This is a genomic window from Methanobrevibacter sp. TMH8 (assembly GCF_020148105.1).
Taxonomy (GTDB): Archaea; Methanobacteriota; Methanobacteria; order Methanobacteriales; family Methanobacteriaceae; genus Methanobinarius.
Genome location: NZ_JAHLZE010000038.1, coordinates 133,944 through 155,275, shown reverse-complemented (window position 1 = coordinate 155,275; position 21,332 = coordinate 133,944). Strand labels below are relative to the sequence as shown.

General features: G+C 23.5%; 20 protein-coding genes. 11 read left to right on the top strand and 9 right to left on the bottom strand.

The window, feature by feature from the left end; all coding sequences use genetic code 11:
* Positions 1 to 176: 176 nt before the first annotated feature.
* Positions 177 to 701, top strand: coding sequence for a hypothetical protein (locus KQY27_RS09110; RefSeq protein WP_224426266.1), 525 nt, complete (start codon positions 177 to 179; stop codon positions 699 to 701).
* A gap of 74 nt (positions 702 to 775) precedes the next feature.
* The gene (locus tag KQY27_RS09105) at positions 776 to 1,264 is read left to right on the top strand and encodes a GyrI-like domain-containing protein (protein WP_224426265.1); all 489 of its coding nucleotides are present in this window, start codon (positions 776 to 778) and stop codon (positions 1,262 to 1,264) included.
* A 201-nt stretch (positions 1,265 to 1,465) separates the two neighbouring features.
* Here the strand turns inward: KQY27_RS09105 and KQY27_RS09100 are convergent, their stop codons facing one another.
* From KQY27_RS09100 to KQY27_RS09085, 4 genes are all read right to left on the bottom strand, one after another.
* Positions 1,466 to 1,765 (bottom strand): hypothetical protein, encoded by a 300-nt coding sequence (locus tag KQY27_RS09100; RefSeq protein WP_224426264.1) that lies wholly within the window; start codon positions 1,763 to 1,765, stop codon positions 1,466 to 1,468.
* A 469-nt stretch (positions 1,766 to 2,234) separates the two neighbouring features.
* On the bottom strand, positions 2,235 to 3,383 hold the full coding sequence (locus KQY27_RS09095) for a VWA domain-containing protein (protein ID WP_224426263.1): 1,149 nt from the start codon (positions 3,381 to 3,383) through the stop codon (positions 2,235 to 2,237).
* A gap of 146 nt (positions 3,384 to 3,529) precedes the next feature.
* Entirely contained in the window at positions 3,530 to 4,381 is an 852-nt protein-coding gene (locus tag KQY27_RS09090; RefSeq protein WP_224426262.1) for a MoxR family ATPase, read from the bottom strand.
* Positions 4,378 to 4,947 (bottom strand): manganese efflux pump MntP family protein, encoded by a 570-nt coding sequence (locus tag KQY27_RS09085; RefSeq protein WP_224426261.1) that lies wholly within the window; start codon positions 4,945 to 4,947, stop codon positions 4,378 to 4,380. The genes KQY27_RS09090 and KQY27_RS09085 overlap by 4 nt, the downstream gene beginning before the upstream one ends.
* Before the next feature lie 740 nt (positions 4,948 to 5,687).
* Here KQY27_RS09085 and KQY27_RS09080 point away from each other — a divergent pair.
* Positions 5,688 to 5,942: a hypothetical protein gene (locus tag KQY27_RS09080; RefSeq protein WP_224426260.1), complete on the top strand. Its 255-nt coding sequence runs from the start codon at positions 5,688 to 5,690 to the stop codon at positions 5,940 to 5,942.
* 215 nt (positions 5,943 to 6,157) lie between these two features.
* On the opposite strand, the gene nucS is transcribed toward KQY27_RS09080, so the two are convergent.
* Positions 6,158 to 6,940: an endonuclease NucS gene (nucS, locus tag KQY27_RS09075; RefSeq protein WP_224426259.1), complete on the bottom strand. Its 783-nt coding sequence runs from the start codon at positions 6,938 to 6,940 to the stop codon at positions 6,158 to 6,160.
* A gap of 346 nt (positions 6,941 to 7,286) precedes the next feature.
* Between nucS and KQY27_RS09070 the strand changes: the two genes are divergently transcribed.
* The 3 genes from KQY27_RS09070 to KQY27_RS09060 all read left to right on the top strand — a co-directional run bounded on the left by KQY27_RS09070 (position 7,287) and on the right by KQY27_RS09060 (position 9,048).
* Positions 7,287 to 7,523 (top strand): ferredoxin, encoded by a 237-nt coding sequence (locus tag KQY27_RS09070; protein ID WP_224426258.1) that lies wholly within the window; start codon positions 7,287 to 7,289, stop codon positions 7,521 to 7,523.
* 162 nt (positions 7,524 to 7,685) lie between these two features.
* Complete coding sequence (locus KQY27_RS09065; RefSeq protein WP_224426257.1) at positions 7,686 to 8,606, top strand: alpha/beta fold hydrolase; 921 nt, start codon at positions 7,686 to 7,688, stop codon at positions 8,604 to 8,606.
* Between the two features lie 139 nt (positions 8,607 to 8,745).
* Positions 8,746 to 9,048, top strand: coding sequence for a DUF5750 family protein (locus tag KQY27_RS09060; RefSeq protein ID WP_224426256.1), 303 nt, complete (start codon positions 8,746 to 8,748; stop codon positions 9,046 to 9,048).
* A 117-nt stretch (positions 9,049 to 9,165) separates the two neighbouring features.
* Here KQY27_RS09060 and nadC read toward each other — a convergent pair whose 3' ends face one another.
* Positions 9,166 to 10,023, bottom strand: coding sequence for a carboxylating nicotinate-nucleotide diphosphorylase (nadC, locus tag KQY27_RS09055; protein WP_224426255.1), 858 nt, complete (start codon positions 10,021 to 10,023; stop codon positions 9,166 to 9,168).
* A 547-nt stretch (positions 10,024 to 10,570) separates the two neighbouring features.
* On the opposite strand from nadC, the gene rnz reads away from it, so the two are divergent.
* From rnz to nadA, 3 genes are all read left to right on the top strand, one after another.
* Positions 10,571 to 11,485 carry a ribonuclease Z gene (gene rnz, locus KQY27_RS09050; RefSeq protein WP_224426254.1) on the top strand — a complete coding sequence of 305 codons (915 nt, stop codon included), beginning with the start codon at positions 10,571 to 10,573 and terminating at the stop codon, positions 11,483 to 11,485.
* Between the two features lie 11 nt (positions 11,486 to 11,496).
* Positions 11,497 to 12,261 (top strand): mechanosensitive ion channel family protein, encoded by a 765-nt coding sequence (locus KQY27_RS09045; protein WP_224426253.1) that lies wholly within the window; start codon positions 11,497 to 11,499, stop codon positions 12,259 to 12,261.
* 289 nt (positions 12,262 to 12,550) lie between these two features.
* Positions 12,551 to 13,468: a quinolinate synthase NadA gene (gene nadA, locus KQY27_RS09040; protein ID WP_224426252.1), complete on the top strand. Its 918-nt coding sequence runs from the start codon at positions 12,551 to 12,553 to the stop codon at positions 13,466 to 13,468.
* Between the two features lie 584 nt (positions 13,469 to 14,052).
* On the opposite strand, the gene KQY27_RS09035 is transcribed toward nadA, so the two are convergent.
* The gene (locus KQY27_RS09035) at positions 14,053 to 14,619 is read right to left on the bottom strand and encodes a ZPR1 zinc finger domain-containing protein (protein WP_224426287.1); all 567 of its coding nucleotides are present in this window, start codon (positions 14,617 to 14,619) and stop codon (positions 14,053 to 14,055) included.
* A 131-nt stretch (positions 14,620 to 14,750) separates the two neighbouring features.
* Positions 14,751 to 15,716 (bottom strand): 3H domain-containing protein, encoded by a 966-nt coding sequence (locus tag KQY27_RS09030; RefSeq protein ID WP_224426251.1) that lies wholly within the window; start codon positions 15,714 to 15,716, stop codon positions 14,751 to 14,753.
* A gap of 2,405 nt (positions 15,717 to 18,121) precedes the next feature.
* Here KQY27_RS09030 and KQY27_RS09025 point away from each other — a divergent pair.
* Complete coding sequence (locus KQY27_RS09025; protein WP_224426250.1) at positions 18,122 to 19,180, top strand: DUF1611 domain-containing protein; 1,059 nt, start codon at positions 18,122 to 18,124, stop codon at positions 19,178 to 19,180.
* Positions 19,177 to 19,563 carry a cell division protein SepF gene (locus KQY27_RS09020; protein ID WP_224426249.1) on the top strand — a complete coding sequence of 129 codons (387 nt, stop codon included), beginning with the start codon at positions 19,177 to 19,179 and terminating at the stop codon, positions 19,561 to 19,563. The genes KQY27_RS09025 and KQY27_RS09020 overlap by 4 nt, the downstream gene beginning before the upstream one ends.
* A 284-nt stretch (positions 19,564 to 19,847) precedes the next feature.
* Here the strand turns inward: KQY27_RS09020 and KQY27_RS09015 are convergent, their stop codons facing one another.
* A complete protein-coding gene (locus KQY27_RS09015) occupies positions 19,848 to 20,603 on the bottom strand; it encodes a TatD family hydrolase (RefSeq protein ID WP_224426248.1) in 756 nt (251 codons plus the stop codon).
* Positions 20,604 to 21,332: the final 729 nt, after the last annotated feature.

Sequence of the window (21,332 nt, the reverse complement as noted above, 5' to 3'; positions counted from 1 at the left end):
ATGAATTTTAATAAATGATATGTATAATAATATATGTAGTTAATAACAAATATAATTTACATAAATTATAAATTAATATAAATTTAATTAGTACAATAATTTTGCATTTAATTTAAATATATATTAATTCAATTAGGTATGAATTCAATTAAGTTTATATTTTTGAAGGTTTTATCATGTCAAATAAAGAAAATAAAGAAAATAAAGATTCAAATAATTCTCCAATGATTTCATTTAATGATATTAATTATGCAATTTATAAAATTGGCAATTGGAAGAATAAGTATGAAATAAATCTAATTGGGAGTTCTAATGAGATTCCAGCTACTGAATCTACAAAAAATCATGTTTTAAATAATATGAAAGAAATAAGGAAGTCAATGTTCGAAATAAATGGAAAAGAAGTTAATGGAATTGTAGGACTTTCTATTCAGTTAAATCCTACCCTTCAAGTAAAGGATATTAATGAATTAATAGCTGAAGAAGAAAAAGAATATGAGAATATTGTTGCTGAAATAAATGGTCTTGAACTTGAAGATCCAAATGGCTCTATTGAACTGGAAAATGATAATTTTCTTATTTATAAGCTAGAAAAAGATCATCACGTTACTGTAGCTAAACCTGCAAATGGTTTAACCATGAAACATCATGCTGAAGAGATTCAGAGGCTTAAAGATCTAAATAAAGATCTAAATAAATAGATAAATAAATTGAATCGTTTTTCTGTATTAAAAATAAAAATATATAATAATCATGGAAAAATGGAGATTACAAAATGCCTCTTGTTTCAGAAATAAAAATTATAAAGAAAGCGAAACAGCCAGTTTTGTCAATTAAGAAAACTATTAATATTGAAAATTTACCTAGATTAATAGATGAAAGCTATGAGAAAATTCAAAACTATTTGAATGAAATTGGTGAATATCCTGGAGATATTCCTTATGTTAGGTATTTTAATATGAATGTGGAAAATCTTGAAGACATGGATGTGGAAAATCTTGAAGTGGAAATTGGTTTTCCTGTTTATAAAGAATTATCTGGAAAAGAAGATATTGAATCTGGTTATTTACCTGAAATGAAAGCAGTTTATACTATATATCAAGGAATTTATCAAGAAATGGTCCCTGATTACTATAAAGTAATAAATTGGGCTGAAGAAAATAACTTAAAATTAAATAAAACATTTATTGAATATTATTATAACAGTTCAGATGATGTTTCAGAAGAAGATTTATTATTTGGAATTATTATGCCTTTAAAATAAAAATATAGTTTAATACATTATAAATAAATTTAATATTATATATTATTTAATAATATAAGAGATTTAATAAAATAAGAAGAGTTAATAATATAAGAGTAAATAATATAAGATCAAAATATAAGGGCAATTAAAAAAATAATTGTTTAAAAAGAAAGTTATCTTAAGATGGAGAATTTTATTGTAATTCACTATATAATTTTTTCATAGGGTATTATGGAAATTTGAATCTTTTAAATTAGCTTCTGAATTATCAATAATTCTTATGTCGCCATCTTCTAAGATTTTGTCTTTCTTTCTAATTTTAGGAATGGTTTTTAGATTTTTAAGTTTATTTGTGTGTTCATCTTGCTTTTCGTGTGGTTTATGAGGATTTTCGTAGATTTCCTCTAGTTGTTCCATAGAATTTATATTGAATCCATTTTCTGTCATTGATATTGAATCAAAAGTACAGAATAGATATAGGAACAAAAATACCACGAAAAATGCGGTTTTTTTGTTCATTTTGAACCTATAACGTTTATTAATCCATGGCTATTTTCAACGGCGTTTGCCTTCAATTTAATAAACTAAAGACTTGACCTCCTGCCTATGTGAGATTGAGTTTTTTCATTTTTTCTTCAATATGCAATCATAGGTCAACTTTATTAAAGGTCAAATTTTATCTAGATTCTAATTTTTTATCCTATCTGTATTGGATTATATTATTTTTAGACTATATAAATTTTACTATTTGGGTCTTTTTATTCTCAAAATGTGTACTAATTTTCATTGAGATTTTCTTAATTTTTTAATTTATAATAATATTATGGATTTAATAATAAATAATATAATAATAACAATAATAATAAAAAAATAAAATAATAATAAAAGGGTTTTAAGGATTATTCAAGGATTATTTTAGTTATTAATTGATTTGATATGTTAAATATAGTTGAATTATAAAATAATATATTAAATGTTGCGAAATTAATTAAATATCAATAATTAAATCAGCTAATTGTTCTAAGTTTCTAACTTCAAATATTTCTGCACCAACATTTTCATAATGGGAAACACAGCTGTCTGCAACATTCCATTTCTTTTTTTCTTCAGGGTTAAGTATTAAAACCCTTTTTGACTTTTTAACTATATTTTCAATTATTTCTGAACTTTTTGGGATTCTTTCTTCTTTTGGACCTGCCCAATCTCTACAATCACTTAAAATTAAAACATAAGATTTGCTATTTAGATGTGCATGTTTTTCAAAATCAGTAAAAGCTGTAAACATATTAGATTTTCCATGAATCATTGAATTTTGATGTCTTATATTCATTACTTTAATAAAAGCATCAACTAAATCTGGTTCAAAAAGAGCAGAAGTTATTTCAACTGATTTATTAGTGAATTCAAATGCTTTAGCTCTGTTGAATGAATTTTGAGCTGCATAAACCATACAAAAAAACCAAATACTAATCCAATCACAGGAAACACTCACATCACTTAGGAAATAATGGTTTTGCTTTTTAATCTTTGGTTTATTTTTAATAAGTTCTAGAAGTGTTCCGCCATGTTTCATATTCCTTCTAATACTTCTTCTAATGTCTGGATTTTGTTTTTTAGCTATTTTATTCTGCCTAGATCTTTGAGTAGCTATTTTCCGACCTAATCTTTGACATAAATCAATTAATTCAACCTGCATGGTATTTATTGTGTTTATATCACTTTTTAAAAGTTCAGAATTTCCTTCTTCTTTTCCATCAGTATTTAAATCATTTAAACTATTTTTTATATAGTTTATTTTATAATTCTGATTGTTGTCTCCATTTTCTTTATTAACTACTCTTTTACTGCTTACAGAAACATTGTATGTTTTTAAGAATGGAGATTTTCTTCCATAACTTGTTTTTTCCTTTTTTTCTATTTTTTCTTCTTTATTAATAAAAAAATCTTCATAAGCTTGGTTGAATCTTTTTCTATGACGTTGATCTTTTAAGTAAATAGATGCTAAAGCTTCTTTCAAATTTCCATTATTTTTTTCTATTAATGGAGTGGCTTTACAAGCTAATTCAGTACTTCTGATACTTGCAGGAATACCATTTTCTCTAAGTTTAGCTGAAAATTTTACTATTTCAGTTATCATAATTTTTTCTCTAAAAGTAGTCAATATCTCATTATTAATTATAATAGTATAATACTATAATATTTTAATATATTATAATTATTTTAATATCATAATTTTTTAATATCATAATTGCTTAAATTTACTTAATTAATCTCTAATATAATTTATTTTAACTTTATATTCTCTAAAACTTTTTGCCGATCATCCTCATTTTTTATTGCAATTGACAAGGTTTTTTCAAAGGAATCTTTATCTAATTCTTCTTTATTAAATACTATAAGACTTTTCACCCAATCTACACTAGCTCTAATAGATGGGTTTTTAGTAACATTTAAGTTTCTTATTTGTTGCACTGCTTTAACAACACTTTTTACTAGTTTTTCAGATGCTGTTGGTATATGTGATCTCACAATTTCCACTTCCCTTTGAAAACTTGGATAATCAATATATAAATATAAACACCTATCTTTTGTTTCATCGAGTAGCTGACGTTGGGAATTTGAAGTCATAATAACTAGTAAATCATTCATTAATTCGAAAGTTCCAAGATCATTAACAGTTATTTGCTTTTCTCCTAATGCTTGAAGAAGGAAACTTTCGACTTCTTCATCTGCTTTATCAATTTCATCAATTAATATTACTGATGATTTATTATTCATAAAAGCTGATAGTAAAGGTCTTTTTATGAAAAAGTCTTCTTTAAAAACATTATCTTCATTTTTGTTCAATTTAGACATTTCAAGGCTCAATAGCTGTTTTTGATAATTCCATTCTCCAACAATTTGTTCAAATGTTATTCCTTCATAACATTGTATTCTAAAGAAATCTTTTTCAAATGCTTTAGCTATTGACTTTGAAAGCTGTGTTTTCCCAGTTCCAGGAGGGCCTTCGATCAAAATAGGTTTTTTAAGTTCAATAGCTAGGAAAACAATAGTGGCTATGGTTTCATCACTAATGTAATTATTCTCAGCTAAAATATCTCCAATTTCATTTATATTTAAATTTTTTGAAATCAAATCACTCCCAATCCACTTAATAATATTCTCACACCTAATAAAACTAAAACAGCACCACCAACAATTTCAAATTTATTTCCAAAGAATGATCCAATTTTTCTACCAATTAATATTCCTATCTCTGAGAATATGAAACAAACTATCCCAATTAATATAATTGGAATTAGTATAGGAATTTTTAAAATGGCAAATGTGACTCCCACAGCAAATGCATCTATACTAGTAGCTATTGCAAGAAGTGTAAGCTCTTTGAAAGAAAAACGGTCCTTACTGATTCCTTCTTCTTTTTCATCCTCAGTTATACTTTCATAAATCATTTTTGCCCCAATAGCTACTAAAAGAATGAAAGCTATCCAAGGAGCAACAGTGGAAACAAAATGTTCTAGCTGAATTCCAGATATCCAACCTAAAACAGGCATTATGGCCTGAAATCCACCAAAAAATATTCCAAACCAAAGCATCTGAATTTTACTTATATTTTTGATAGTGAATCCTTTAGTTATAGATACACTAAATGCATCCATAGCTAATGCAACTGCAAGTAAGATTATTGTTACTAAATCCAATTTATTCCCCTTTAAAGTAGTTTTATTCTAATTATTTATTTACAATATTTATGTTTTATAAATTTTTGTTAATAAGATTTTCTAAAAAAACATTTTTTATATATTACTAAAAAATAGAATAATAAATCTTATTTAATCTTATTTAATCTAGAAAAAATATCAAGTTATATATTAAAATAAAGAATAAAAAGTAGTTTATAATTTATAGTTTTATGTCTTTTTAGTTTTATAGTTTTATTAGTTTTAATAGGTTATTATTTTCATTTATATTATTTTCTATAATTCATTTTTAAATAATATTGCATTTGAAAGAGTTTATTATGATAATAAGAATAAATTATAATTTGTAAATTATTCTTTAATTATTATATTATTCTTGTTAATTATCTATTATTTCTTGTTAAAATTAACTAAAAATTATCATTTTACATAAATACTTTAAAAATCATATAATATTTTATTCTTTCTATTTATAATTTCTTAAGGATGAATAAGATAGTTTTCCTTTAGATTAAATATTTTCTGAAGTTTTTAGTTCTTTTTTAGAAAAGTATATTTACTAGTAGTTACATATTAACGGTAGGAAATAGACTTCCGACTTAAAATATTTTATTATAAAAATATTATCTGAGGAGTTTTTATAAATTGGTATAACATAATGTTTTTGATGAAAAATTTTTATCTTATCTTAAAAATCTAAAGATAAATATTATAAATTTTATTAATGTGTTGTGATTATTATGTCTCAAGGATTAATTAATGGAAAAATATATTTAAAAGAAAAAGAGATTGTTGTGGAAAGAATAGTTTTTAAAAGTGAAAATAGGATGATAGTTTTTTTAGATAATGATGATGATTATAAAGAATTAGAATCTAATAATAATTTTGATGTTCATTTTAATGATACTATTTTACTTAATTGTGGGGTAAATGAGTTTAATAATTCTGAAAATGCTTGTATTGGAATTTATGAAGTTAAAAGAAATGTTGCATAAGATATTTCATAATTTACTATTTTATGAATAGGTTATTTAATTTATGAATATATTATTTAATATTTTTAGCTAATAGTATAATAATCTAACAGTCTAATAGTTTAACAATAGTCTAATTATAATGTAGTAATCTACTATTTTATTGATTTATTAATTATTAATCTAGTTTACTAATTCTACAATTTACAATCTAATACAATTTATAATTTAATAATTCAAAATATATCTAGAGTTACTTTTTTATCATTTTTTAATTCTTTAGGTGCTTCAACAGATTTAAATTCAATTCCTTCTTCTTCAAGAAGTTCTTTAGCATCTTCTCCAATATCTGGTGCTACAAGTAAACCTCTTATTTTTTTCTTTTCTGCTCCAACTTCTTTCAGATAATCTTGATTTTCTTCTTCAAAATCAGCAAGGTATCTTCTTATTTGTTTAACAGCATTAACTCCAGCTTTTCGGCATTTAAGTTCTAAAACCATTAAATTTCCTTCAGAATCTTTTCCAAGAATGTCTATAAAACCATGTTCAGTATTATATTCTCTGGCTGTTGGAGTAAAACCGGGTTCAATCATAGAAGGGTGTTTCATTATCATGTCGCCCATATCTTTCTCATAACCTGCTAATTCTAATTCTTGATAATCTTCAGCTATTGCAAAACTTGCAAAATGAACTTTTTCTATTTCAACCTCTAATTTTTCTTTCGGGGTCCTACGATGGCTTTCTAAAATTAGGTTATTTTCTTTTATTATAGCTCGAGATCTTGATTTCGGAGGTTGCCAATTAACTGGATCGATTTTTCTTTCTTGATGAACTAAAAAAGACCCATCTGGTTTTAACATGATAAATCGTTCTCCCCAATCTAGTTGGCTAAGTGCTCTTCCTTCATAAATCACTTTACAATAGGCAAATATGTTTATTACAGCTTTTTTACGAATACCCGTATCAACAAGATTATAAGCTTCTTCAATATTAGGATTTTCAAGGAGTTTGTATTTCATCATATCACTGTTTAATTTATAATATTTAATTAAATATAATAATTTAATTTAAAATCAATATTTAATTAAAAATTTAATACCAAATCAATATTTAAATATATGTTAAGCTACAATAATTATAATTAAATATATATTAATAATTATTTAATTATTTAATTTTCTAATTATTTAATTTATAATTTAATTATTTAATTTTTAATTACTTAATTATTATTTCAATAAATAATTTAACTAAAATAATTTATTTAAAATAATTTATTTATAAAAGTTTATTTATAATAATTTATTTTTATAAATGGTTATTTAAGTTTTTATAGATTTTTAATTTTTATAAAGATGGGATATTATGGTTTATAAGATTGAGATTGAAATGGATTTATGTATAGCTTGTGGAAATTGTGTTACTGAATGTGAAGAAATGTTTAAAATTGTTGATGATAGATCTACTTTAATTGATGGTGAAATTAATGAAGATAATTTTTCTATTAAAGAGTATGATGACATTTCTTGCGGAATTGATGCAGCTGAAATGTGTCCTGTTGAATGTATAATTGTTTATGAAGATGATATAGCTATTAATTAAGTTAATATAATGTTAAATATAGTTTTGACTATATATTATGTAGCTTAAGTATGTTTAGGAGTTGAAAATATTAATCAATCATATAAAATTAATGTAAATGAAGAGGATTTTACACCAGAATATTATCAATTAGAATCATTTGAATTTTCGTCTGGAGAGAAATTGAATAATCTTCCTGTTGAATATATTGCTTTTGGAACACCAATTACTGATGATGAAGGATATATAACAAATGCTATTGTTTTTTGTCATGGTTGGGGTGGAGATTATGGTTCTTTAAGAAGAATTATTGATATTATGGGTCCTGGCGAACCAATTGACACAAAAAAATTTTTTATTATAGCTATCACCACTCTTGGATCCCTAAACTCAGCAAGCCCTTCTGTTATGGAGCTCGGAGCTAAATTTCCAAAATACTCTATTGGAGATATGGTTAGATTTCAAATGGAATTTTTAAAAGTTAAATTCAATATCAAACATCTAAAGGGAGTTATAGGAAATTCAATGGGTGGATTTGAAGCATTGACATGGGGAGCTAAATATCCTGATTATATGGATTTTTTAATATCTTTAGTAAGTTCATATAAAGTAGCAGGTCATAATTATGCTCTATTTAAGTTTATGAATAATATAATTGAAAGTGATCCTAATTATAACAATGGAAATTATACTAAACCTCTTACAAATTCTCTTAAATTAGCTAATGAATCTATGTATCCGTATGGTTTGTCAAGAGAATATTATAGGTATGAATTATCTAATGATGAAATTGATTTAGCTATGGATGAAATGGCAGAAGAAGCTGTTGAAGAAAAATGGGATGCTAATGATATAGTTTATAGAAATAATGCTTCAACTGCATATGATATTGAAGATATTGTTTCTAATATAAAAGCGAAAAGTTTGATAGTAGCTATAAACCAAGATCAATATTTCCCTCCAGAACTTGATGCTATTCCTATGTCAAAAATGATAAAAGACTCAAAATTAATCATTTATGATTCTATAATGGGGCATATTGGAACTCATGAAATAATAAAGATAAAAAAAGAATTAGAAGAATTTTTAAAAGATTTTAAATAGAATTTTGAAGGATTTTAAATAACATATAAAAATTATAAGATGAAATTTATAGAAAAATAGCTTTTTTGGAATTGATTTTAATAAAATTGATTTTATTAGGGTTGATTTTTTTTAGAAATGATGTTTGGAAAATGATTTTATGAAAGTAAAGGTAAAAGATTATGGGTCTGCTGAAAAGTTAGACTCTGAAGATAAAGAAATGAGTTTTGTGACTTATGAGGTATCTGGATTAGATTCAGATTCATTAGAATTTTTAAAAGAAAATTTAGAAGGAAAAATAGATATTAGTGATGATTTATTATATATCACAATATTCTATGATGAAGAAATGTCTCCATTTCATACTGATGAAGCCAAAGCTAAAATTGATGATTTTATAGCTAGAGAAGAAATAGAAATGACAGTATTTTTATCTAGTTTTTTAGAAGATAAAAATGAATGATATTAATAAATAATATTAACTATTATTCTATTTAATATTATAAATTTATAACATTAAGGTTTATTTAGGATATTTAAGATATTTAGACTTATTCAGATTTGTTTATGTTATTTGAGTTTATTTAGATTTGTTTGGTGAAATTTCTAAATTTAAATCTAAACTAATGTCTAAACTTTTTGATGAATGGGTTAATGATCCTAATGAAATTATATCTGTTCCTGTTTCTACTAATTTTTGTATGTTTTCGGGATCTACTCTGCCTGAAACTTCTATAATAACATTTTCTCTGAGTTTAAAGTCATTTAAAATTTCTATTGTTTCTTGTATTTGATCAAAATTCATATTGTCCAACATTATAATATCTGCGCCATTTTTAGAAGCAATAGCTGCATCTTTACTATTTTCAACTTCAATCTCTATCTTCTTAGTAAAGCTAACTTTCTCTTTTGTTTGTTTTATAGCATCAGCTATTGACCCCACAATTTCAATATGATTATCTTTGATTAAAACCATATCATCGAGACAAAATCTGTGTGTATCTCCACCTCCAATACTTATAGCTAAATTATCGAATTTAGCTAATCCTGGAGCAGTTTTACGAGTTCCTGCAATTTTAATATTAGGATTAATATTTTTTGCTTTTTTAACTATTTCATTTGTTTGGGTAGCTATCCCACTCATTCTCATAAGTATATTAATTGCAGTCCTTTCTAGAGCTAATATGTCTTTAGCTTTACCCATTATTTCAATGATTGTTCCTCCAGCATAAACTTCAGATCCATCATCCTTAAGGACTGCTACCATTAAATTTCTACTTTCAAAGATTTCTTTCGCAATTTGAGAACCAGCCACAATACCAGGTTCTTTAGCTATTATTTTAGCATTAGCTAATGTTTCATCTGAAACTAATGCTTCAGTAGTAATATCTCCAAAACCAATGTCTTCGTCAATCCAATTTTCAATTGTTTTTTTCATTAAATCACCAAATAGCTATATTTTTATTTAATTATTATTTAAATACTAAATTATATATAATTTTTTGAACAAATATTTTTATACTAAAAAAGAATATATTATCATAGAAATATTTTAGAATGTCTATTTTTAATAGGTTCTTTTAATAAATTTTCTTTATTAAATCTTATTTAATAAAATAGATTTATTAATATTCTTACTAATAATCTTACTAGTAATTTTTACTAATAATTTTACTAATAATTTATCCAATAATTTGTCTAATATTTTTATTAATATTTTTATTACTAGTTTGATTTTATAATTTTATTCTTATAAATTTATTTAATAAATTAAATTTACTTTGAATAACTTTATTATAATAATCTTCTTTAATTAAAATCAATTAAAATCAATTAATATTAAAATCAATTAATAATAATTTAATAAATTTAATAAATATAATTTAATTAATAATCTAATACAATAAATTAATATAATAATGCAATATTAATATAATAATGCAATATAATAATTTTATATAATTTAATAATTATCTTGTGATCTAATGGAAATTACATTCTTAGGAACTTCTTCGGCGGTTCCTTCAAAATATAGAAATCATCCAGCTATAGCTTTGAAAGCTTTTGGAGAAATTATGCTTTTTGATTGTGGTGAAGCTACTCAACGACAATTAGCTAATGTAAAAATAAGTCCGATGAAAATTGACAAGATCTTTATAAGTCATTTTCATGGAGATCATATACTAGGACTTCCAGGTATTATCCAATCAATGGGATTTAGAGGAAGGATGGAAGATAATCCTCTCCATATTTATGGTCCTGTTGGTCTTTCAAATGTGAAAGAAGCTATATTTAATCTTGGTTATTTTGCAGTTGATTTTCCAATTATAATTCATGAAATTGATAACAATGGATCGAAAATAGAAACTGTAGTTGAAACCGAAGAATATGTTATTGAATGCATAAAAACTCATCATAATGTAGTTAATCTTTCTTATTCTGTGCATGAAAAGAAAAAACCTAGATTTTTAAGAGAAAAAGCTATGGAATTAGGAGTTAAACCTGGACCTGATTTTGGAAAGCTTCATAAAGGTATTGATGTTGAAGTCGATGGAAAAATAATCAAACCAGAAGAAGTATTAGGACCTCCTAGAATAGGATCAAAAATTGTTTATTCGGGAGATACAACTCCCTGTGAAGAAATGATTGAATTAGCTAAATGTGCAGATATTTTAATTCATGAATCTACTTATAAAGATGAAGATAGTGAAAAAGCTATTAATAATGCTCATTCTACATCATCACAAGTAGCTGAAATAGCTAAACAAGCTAATGTTTCTAAATTGATACTTACTCATATTAGTACAAGATATACTAATATTGATGATTTAAAAGAAGAAGCATTGAAAATTTTTGAAAATACAGAAGTAGCTCATGACTTTATGAATATAAAATTATAATAGTTGATAAAATGAATTTAAATTCCTTTTTACAATCTTTACAATATCCTTTCGCTGAATTTTTGCTTTATTCAATATTAATAGTAATTATTTCATTGATTCTAGTTAAAGTATTTTCATTTGTAATCAACAAAGCTACAGAAAAGTTTGACATTGAGATGACACTTAACTATCTATTGAAAGATCTTTTAAAATATTCAATTTATATCATAGCATTTGTTTTGATACTAGACATGGCTGGAATTAACATAAGTGCGTTAGTAGTTAGTTTAGGTATCATTGGTATTAGTATTGGTTTTGCAGCTAGAGATATTATTTCTAGTTTTGTTTCAGGGATGTTTATATTAGCTGATAAAACTGTGAAAGTTGGAGAAGTTATTGAAGTAGATAATATTAAAGGTGAAGTAAAAAAACTTGGATTTAGAACAACTACTTTAATTACTTCAGATAATCTAATTGTAACAGTTCCTAATTCAGTTCTTGCTAAAAATCCTTATATTAATTATACTTTTCTTGATGAACATAGAATTGATCTAGAAATGATAATTCCATTTAATGTTAATATAAATAAGTTCAAAAATATTTTTATTCAAAGAGTTTCTAATTTAGATTGGGTATTAGAAAACTCTTCTCCTCAAGTTCTTGTAAAAGAAATGGTGGACTGTGGAATAAAGTTAAAAATCAGTGCTTGGGGTAAAGATTATTCTAAAATTGAAGATTGTCGTTTAAATCTTGCTAATGAACTTAGAAAGATAATAAATGAAATTGGAGAATAATTTGAATTTTTATTATAAAAATTGAGTAATTTGGAATCGTATTAAAAGAATAAAATAATTTATAATTGTATTATAAGAATAAAGTAATTTGAAAATGTATTATAGAAAATAATATAAATGAAAATAATAATTATAATACTATAAATTAATAATAAATATATAAATTATAATATTAATAAATCTTATAATAATTTATAATAAGAAAATTTAAATATTTTTATAACTCAAGATAACTTTAATAAATTTAAAATTTAACTAAATAATTTGTATATAAATTTAGGTAATTTTCATGTTAACAGATTTACAAAAAGAAATAATTGACTTGAAGAATGAAAAAAATGCAATTATTCTTGCACACAATTATCAACCTGGTGGAATTCAAGAAATTGCTGATTTTATTGGAGATTCACTAGAACTCTGTATTAAAGCTTCTGAAATTGAAGATAAGGATTTAGTTGTTTTTTGTGGTGTAGACTTCATGGCTGAAACAGCTTATATACTGAATCCTGATAAAAAAATTGTTATACCTGATACAGAAGCTGAATGTCCAATGGCTCATATGTTAAGTTCCAAGCAGTTAGAGGAAGCTAAGCAGAAACATCCTGATGCAGCTGTTGTTCTTTATGTAAATTCTTTAGCTGATGCAAAAGCTAAAGCAGATATTCTTTGCACATCTGCAAATGCTTTAAAGGTTGTAGAAAGCTTGGATCAGGATAAAATCCTTTTTGGTCCAGATAACAATTTAGCTAATTTTGTTGCAAATCAAACAGATAAGGAAATTATTCCTGTTCCTGAAGGTGGACATTGTTATGTTCATAAAATGTTCCATAAAGGAGATATAGCTTTTGTTAAAGAAAATTATCCTAATGCTGAGATTATTGTTCATCCAGAATGTAATATGGAGGTTCAGTCTCTTGCTGACTATGTTTTAAGTACTGGTGGAATGATTTCTCGAGTTAAAGAGTCTGATAATAATGAATTTATAATTGGGACTGAAATAGATTTAATAACAAGGTTAAGTAGAGAATTTCCTAATAAAAAATTTTATCCTTTATTAGATGAAGCTATTTGTAAGACAATGAAGTTACATTCTCTTGAAAAAGTTAAAAATTCTTTGATAAATGAAGAATTTGAAGTATCAGTTCCTGAAGATATAGCTAAAAAATCTTTAAAAGCTGTTCAAAAAATGATTAATGTTTCTAAATAATAAATATTCTTATATAGTGAATATTTTATACTTTTTTTATTAATAAAATAGCAATAGTTTAAAAATATTAATTGTATTAATAAAGATTTAAAAATATTAATTAGGATAATAAAAATTTAAAGATATTATTGGGATAATAATATTTTAATTATATTAATAATAAATATAATCTTAGTTTGGTTAATAATTTAATTAATTGATATTTAAAAGATTATAGTATTAGATAAAATTCATGTTGTTAAAATTTCTTCGTTATATGGGGGTATAACGAAGAAAGACTACCATGTGATCTGTGATTTAGGATATATATTCACACAAAGTGTGATATATATCTTAAATTGGTATATATTTTTAACAAGTATTATTTTAAATTAAGTTATATATAAATATTTTGTAGAATAATTGCTCTACAAATTTATAACAATAAGATTTAGAAAATAAAACATTATTAATGGGTTGTTTTATAATTTAGATGATTTAGTATTTTTATATTAATTTATACTAATTTTTACTAATTTATATTATTTATATTAATTTATATTAGTTTGCAGTGATTTTTATAATAGTTTATTTTTAATTATAATTTATTCTTCAGAATTATCTTCTATTATTGTAAAACCTGTTTTTAAATGTTTTAATTCTTCTTCTGTTAATAATTTTTCTTTTACATTAATATTCATGATATTACTCTGACCAAATGGATCTTCTATTATCAAAGTTGCTTCAATTTCTCCATTAGTCAATAAAGATAATTTTTCAAGAATATCTAGGCCATTTTTTTGAGATTCTTCATCATCAAAAACTATTAAAGCTTGTTTCACTCCTTCTTCAAAACGTACAATTATTCCTTCTACATTTGATACATATCCAAGGGATTTTGGACCAGGTTCTACCTTTAATCCTAGCTCTGGGATCGATACGGTAGCTGATTGGGATTTAATAACTCTAGATTTTAGAGTATCATTATTTATATGAATGGTATGTTTTTTAGGTTCTTTTTGTTCTAAACAAATAACATCATTATGTTTATATCCACATGCAGTGCATATAATTGAAGTTTCAAGAATCTCTCCAAAATGAGGTATGTTAGAGGTTTTTGTTGTAGATTGGGCTGTTTGTTCACCATGACAAACAGGGCAATCTATTACCATTTTTGCCAATTTATCATCTCATTTTTTATATATTATATATGTCTTAACTATTTATAGCTATTTATAGTTATTTATAACCATTCTAAGCTATTTAAAAGTTATTTTTTAGCTATTTATTGGCTATTTTTTACCTATTTCTCTTTTATCTCTTCTTCTGCGTATAAATAACCTTTTGAATCTAAATCTTTGATTATATTTTCTAAAGTTTTTTTATCAGAGGCACAAATCTTATTGCCTCGAATATTGTTTGATAAATTATAGAGATATTCAAAATCTTCTTTTATTTCAGGTTTATTTCTTAAAGATTCTATGAATTTTTTAGTTTTATCTGGGTCAGAAGCATCAACTTTTCTCGTTAAAGGTTCTCTAAATCCAGGAACTAAATAAGTAACATCTTCTATAACTCCACCATGTTTATTTATAATAATATCTACAACATCAGCTAATTCATCAACAGTATTTTTAAGCATAACTGTTTTACAAGTTTCAGTAATACTTGTTAGCATGTTTTGAACAGTTCCATCAACAGTTTGGGTATTTACAACTTTCACATTATTTTCATTAGCTTTTTTCACTAGAAAATCATGAATGACTCTATTTTCAGAGAAATATTCTAGTTGTTTTCCACCTCTGTGAATTTGCATAGCTCTTTTAACAAAACGATCTTTATGATTCTCTTCACTAGATTCTAAAACGAAAAAATGTATTGATGCATCATTTTTAAACTTATCTATATCTATCAATCCTGGAACAAGATGCACGCCCTCAATAACTACATCATCATAATCAGAAATAGCTCTGCTGATTACTTTTTCAATAGCTGGAATAACAAAGGAGGCATGTTCAACAAAACCTGCATTTATAAGTTCATCATTAGTATCAAAATTTTGTTTGTTTCTTAAAACTGTAAATGCATCAAAAGAAGATTTATGTAAAGCAGGTGCATATTCTTCTCCTATGATTCCTCTAACAATTTCTCTAATAAAGTCAGTTTCTAATAAATGTTTTATTTCTAACTTTTTAGCTAATTCTGCAGATATTGTAGACTTACCAATTCCTGATGCACTTCCGACTAATATAACATATGGTTTTCTCAATTTACTCCCTTCTTAGCTTTTTTAACAACAATTACTGAAATAAAAAAAGATTTAGTAATAATCCTTACATTTATTATTTCTGTCATTGTTTAAGTATCTTTTTATTAGCATTTTATTTTCCATAGCTATTTTTTATAGTCTCATCATCTATTTTACTATAAATTTAAGTAGTAGATGAATTTATATGGTTCAATATTGATTTTACTTTATTCATTAGTTTTTTTGAATAGTTTAATAAGTATCTTATGATGGATATATATCAAAATATTAATTTAACAACTTCTAAAAATAAGTTAAAGTAAAAAATTAACCCAAAGAAAAATCCAATTTATAAAAAGAAAAGAAGAATAATAATTTAATAAATTTTTATTCTAATAATAAATAGGTTTATTTTTTTTGTTTTTCAGAACACTAAATCAAACTATGGTAATAAAAGAGCTAATAATATGGATTTTTTTCCTGTTTTTTATAAAACATTAATAGTGACCATTAGATTATTAATTGTTTTATTTTTTTCATATTTTTAACTCTATATAAATTAACATGATTTTTTGGAGTGTGTGTAATGGAATTATCAGTAATTACTAATTAATTATTTCTATATTTAAAGAAAGAATTTAAAGAGGTGTCTTAGTGGAGAGGGGGAACTTACTTATTATTATATTACTTCTTTTATTATAATATTAGTTTATCCCAAAATAATTCTTTCAATGGGCTGAGTATAATAGATATAATTTTTTAGTTACTAATAATTCATAATATTACACACACTCAAAAAAATTTCATTTTTTGATAAATAAAAGGGAATAAATATTTTAGACAATAATATGTTTATTTAAGTCTAAATGATACAAAAAAGATAAATATATACTTGACATAATTACAGTGAAAGAAAATAGTAATAATGATTTTATACTAAAGAATCATTAATAAAAACCACTTTTCTTTTATATATATCGTTTATGTATAATTTTCCTTTAAGATATCTCGTTTTTTAATATTTTTTCTGATTTATTAACTATGGCAGAAATCATTATAATTATTTATAAAGAATAAAATAACTATGAAAATATTAAAAAATTAAAAATAGCTTTTTACCCCTATATTTTCGCATGAATTAATAATTTACCCTCATTAATAATGAGATTATTAATACATAAAACTAAAAACTCTTCAAACCCCCGTTTGACCTGTTTTATTATATTAATAGTAAAAATACTATAAATATAATATTATAATTTATCTAAATATTAAAGTATTAAACTTATAAGATTGTATAATATATAAGTATGATAAACTATTTAAATTTTGTGCTAATATATAATGCAAAACATACAATAGATAATTAATTTCGAGAATAAACATTATATAATATATATATTTCTATTTTTTCTTATCAATTAATAATAAAAAAGAATTAAAATATATCTAACCTTAAATAACCAAAATAAACACCAAAAAACAGATAATCAAAATACATAGTCCAAAATACATATCCAAAATAAATACTCTAAAATAAATAAAAAACTAACAATATACAAAATTGCCTAATGAAACATATGCTCATAAATTTTCATAAATAAACAAAATATTAATGGATTGATATATATAATAAGTTAATAAAAAAGAAAATCATACAAAAAGAGAAAATAGTTGAAATTGATAGAATTTTATAATTATTAAATGCACTTCTCATTAATATAAGATTTTTTTCCAATCTAGCTGGTTTTTTTAAATATTTTTATCATTTGGGCCTTAATTATTATTTATTTGAACATATAATTCATCAATAATTCCAAATCTATTTTTTAGTTTGTTAATTCAAATATTAATAATTTTTAGATTATATTTTATTATCTATTTTGTTTTTATTATCTATCGTTTGATTAATAGATATATAATCTGTTTATTCCACTTTTGTTTCATATTTATACAAATTTTAAGTAATTTTTTTTAAAAATACTCAAACTATATATTTAATAACAATAAAATATAATATTAAAATAATGTATAAGGTATAATTTCTAAGTCCTTAATTTATTATAAAATATATATTTTAATTAAATTATTTAGATTATATTAATATATATTCTAATTATAATTATTATATTAATTAATATATTTAAATATAAAAAAATTATATTAAGATTATATTAATATAAAAATTATATTAATATTAAGTTTTAATGTATTTATGAATGTAAAATTATGCAATTAAAATATATATTTTATAATAATTATTATTATAACTTTATTTATAATATTATAAATGATTTATGTACAATAATTTATATATAATCTAAAAAATTTAGAAATAATTTAGATTATAAAACTCATATTTATAATAATTCAAATAATATAATAAATTTATCAAATTAACTTTATTGAATTTTAGGAGTGATTTCTTGTATTCTATTGTCTCAGTTGAAGAACTTCAAAGTCTTAATCCATTTATCGTCATTGGATGTGGTGGAGGTGGAGAAAAGTTTTCTAATTTAGAAGGAATTGAAACTGTTGGATTCATTGATGATGATGATACTAAGCATGGGAAAACATTTTGTGGATCTAATGTCTCAGGAAGCTTAATTAAGACAATGGAGGAGACTGATGCTAAAAGTGTAGCTATTATGTTGCCAATTGGTGCGGAAGGTTCAGCTCTTAGATATGCTGTTCAAGCTATTGATAATGGTAAAAATGTGGTTTCTTCATTTAGATCACTTCCTCTTAATGACAATATTTCCTTATTAAATTTTGCAAATGAAAAAAATGTTACAATAAAAGAAATAAGTCCTAGATTAGATGTAATCAATGATTTATTCGGTATTTCTCCAGAAAAATGTTGTGAGACTCTTCCTAAAATATCTTATAAACCAAAAGCACCTGTTGTTTTTGTTGGAGGAACCTCTCAAGAATGTGGGAAAAGAACAACAACTAGATTATTGGGGAAAGCAGCTGATAAGAAAGGATTGACTTCAGTTGTTATTTCTACTGATGAAATGGGCTTAGAACAACCTTCTGACTTGAATTTCAGAGCAGGAAGTTTATCAGCAATGGATATTCCTTCTGCAATTCTTGGTTCAATCAGATATCTTGAAAAAAAGAAAAATCCTGATATAATATTTATTGAAGGTCAGTCTAGTTTAACAGAAAAAGGAAATCCTCACCCAAGAGGTTTATCTGCAGCTATTTTAATTGGAGCTTCTCCTGATGCTACAATTGTTTGTCACAGGCCTAATCATCCTTATAGGGATCCAAGGGGCATAACTGAAGAAATAACTGCAATTGAAGCTGTTGAGCCAACTAAAGTTGTAGGGCTGTCTATAAATTTAAGAAATGCTGATTCAAATATGAAATCTGAAGACTTTGAATCAGAGTTTAATTTACCTTCTGCAGATGTTTATAATGAAGGTGCTTCAAAATTATTAGATTCTATTTTAAAATATTTAGAGGAGAACAATAAATGAGTTTTGTTGATACTTTAAAAAGAAGTCTTGGGTTTGATGAAGAAACAAGAGAACCTGTAACAGGAGACTATGCTGAAGATCTATTAGAAAATGATTTTTACATAGCACCTGAGCAACCGTTTTATGAAATTATTTTAATCAGACCTAGAACTGTTGATGATATGGATTATGTATTTGATCAAATTGTTGAAGAAAATAATCCTGTTATTGTCGATTTAGGATTTCTTGAAAATGAAGGTCCCGATGCATTCCAAATGGCTGGAGAAAAGATTAAAATTCTTAGAAATAAACATAAAACAGAGGCAATTTCTCTTTGTAAAGGCCCTGATAAAAATATGATTATTTTAACCCCTTCAAGAATTAATTTAATCAAAAAAGGATAAATAGTTTAGTAGTTTAGTATTATTTTTATAATTATTTTATCTTATTAATCTTAATACTTTATCTTATTCTATTTTATTTTACTTTATATTATATTATTTTATATTATTTTATATTATTTTATCTTATTTCATACTTATTTTATAGTTATTCTTATATTATCTTATTTTTATTTCTATTTTATAGATAATCATCTTATAATTATTAATATTAGTTTATTTTGTCTCTTTAATGTTTTTCAAATTAACATATATTTTATATTAGCATATATTGATTTTTTTCATAATTAAATATTAAAAAAAGTTTTAGCATTTTTGAAAGCTACTTTATCTATTTTTTTCCCATCAAAACCAATTTTTTGTAATGTACGCACTGTTTTTGGAACAGATAAAGGGTCAGATGGCATATTACTTATGTCACTATTTAAAAGGAATTTATCAAATCCATATTCTTTTAAAATATCAACAGCTTCATCAATTTCCATCTTTTGAGGTTGAATGGTTAATCCTAAAATGAAATCTTCATCTATAACTTCATCAATTACTTTTGAATTAATATGATCTATAACAACTAGTTTAGGATCTATTTTTTTAAGTACAACTGACTTAATTTCTTTTAGAACTTCTTTTTTGTCTTTTCGTGGGGTATGGATTATGACCTTTGACTTTGTTTCATCAGCTATTTCAAGCTGTTTTTCAAATATATTAAATTCTTCTGGAGTTAAATTTTCAAGACCTATTTCTCCAATAGCTATTATATCTTTATTTTCAATATAATCATTTAATTTATTAAAAATGATTTCTGGAGATTTAACAATATTCGTTGGGTGGATTCCTAAAGCTACTTTAAGTTCTAACCCATATTTCGCTGCTCTTTCTGTATCATAATTTAAAATTCTTTCTAAATGATTTAAAAGAACAGTTTCATTAGTTATTTCATAAGGATAATAAGCACAAGTTATTGCAGTGTCTATTCCACTTATAAACATTCTTTCAAAGTCTTCGCTGCTTCTTGCATCTCCATGTATGTGTGTATCTATCAATATATATCCTCCTAATAAATTTTTCTTATTTATTATAGATATATTGTATTTTTCATTATTTGTATTTATCCTATAAATTCTTTAATAAAACTTATTTTAGATTTTAGTTTTAACTTTATTCTTAAACTTTTATTTGCATTGATTTTTATTGCAATTTTTAATTTTATTATATTTTTTAATTTTTTTAATTCTTGTAATTTTTATATTTTATTTAATATTTTATTTTATTTTATTTTTGAAAAGTATTACTTTTATTAATATTTTCCATGTATTTTTAATATAATATTTATTTTATTTTGACATAATTTTATTTTGTTATATCTTAGATTTTATATATTTTTATATTATTTTATTACTTTTTTTTATTATTTATTTATACTTAGATAATATTAAATATATTTATCTTATAAATTCTATTTATATATTCAAATAAACATTAACTGATTTGTATTACTTTCCATGATTTTTATTATCAATGTTATTATTTTCATATGTTTATTTTATTATTAAAATATATTGTTTTTTTTAATATTATTCTATTTATTTATCTTAAAACTATTTTATGAATAATAAAATAATTATTATATTATATTATAGTTTAAAATAATTTTATAGGGTTTCATATGTTTAAAATAATTTATATATTGATTTTAATTTTATTAAATGTTAATTAAAGTTTTATTAAAGTTTTATTAGATAATTATAAAGTTTTTATTAATATTCTATTAA

What these genes read in the sequence shown, in the direction of transcription:
- KQY27_RS09110 (WP_224426266.1), top strand. Translation starts at nt 177, where the DNA reads ATGTCAAATAAAGAAAATAAAGAAAATAAAGATTCAAATAATTCTCCA.
- KQY27_RS09105 (WP_224426265.1), top strand. Translation starts at nt 776, where the DNA reads ATGCCTCTTGTTTCAGAAATAAAAATTATAAAGAAAGCGAAACAGCCA.
- KQY27_RS09100 (WP_224426264.1), bottom strand. Translation starts at nt 1,765, where the DNA reads ATGAACAAAAAAACCGCATTTTTCGTGGTATTTTTGTTCCTATATCTA.
- KQY27_RS09095 (WP_224426263.1), bottom strand. Translation starts at nt 3,383, where the DNA reads ATGATAACTGAAATAGTAAAATTTTCAGCTAAACTTAGAGAAAATGGT.
- KQY27_RS09080 (WP_224426260.1), top strand. Translation starts at nt 5,688, where the DNA reads ATGTCTCAAGGATTAATTAATGGAAAAATATATTTAAAAGAAAAAGAG.
- nucS (WP_224426259.1), bottom strand. Translation starts at nt 6,940, where the DNA reads ATGAAATACAAACTCCTTGAAAATCCTAATATTGAAGAAGCTTATAAT.
- KQY27_RS09070 (WP_224426258.1), top strand. Translation starts at nt 7,287, where the DNA reads ATGGTTTATAAGATTGAGATTGAAATGGATTTATGTATAGCTTGTGGA.
- KQY27_RS09060 (WP_224426256.1), top strand. Translation starts at nt 8,746, where the DNA reads ATGAAAGTAAAGGTAAAAGATTATGGGTCTGCTGAAAAGTTAGACTCT.
- nadC (WP_224426255.1), bottom strand. Translation starts at nt 10,023, where the DNA reads ATGAAAAAAACAATTGAAAATTGGATTGACGAAGACATTGGTTTTGGA.
- rnz (WP_224426254.1), top strand. Translation starts at nt 10,571, where the DNA reads ATGGAAATTACATTCTTAGGAACTTCTTCGGCGGTTCCTTCAAAATAT.
- KQY27_RS09045 (WP_224426253.1), top strand. Translation starts at nt 11,497, where the DNA reads ATGAATTTAAATTCCTTTTTACAATCTTTACAATATCCTTTCGCTGAA.
- nadA (WP_224426252.1), top strand. Translation starts at nt 12,551, where the DNA reads ATGTTAACAGATTTACAAAAAGAAATAATTGACTTGAAGAATGAAAAA.
- KQY27_RS09035 (WP_224426287.1), bottom strand. Translation starts at nt 14,619, where the DNA reads ATGGTAATAGATTGCCCTGTTTGTCATGGTGAACAAACAGCCCAATCT.
- KQY27_RS09020 (WP_224426249.1), top strand. Translation starts at nt 19,177, where the DNA reads ATGAGTTTTGTTGATACTTTAAAAAGAAGTCTTGGGTTTGATGAAGAA.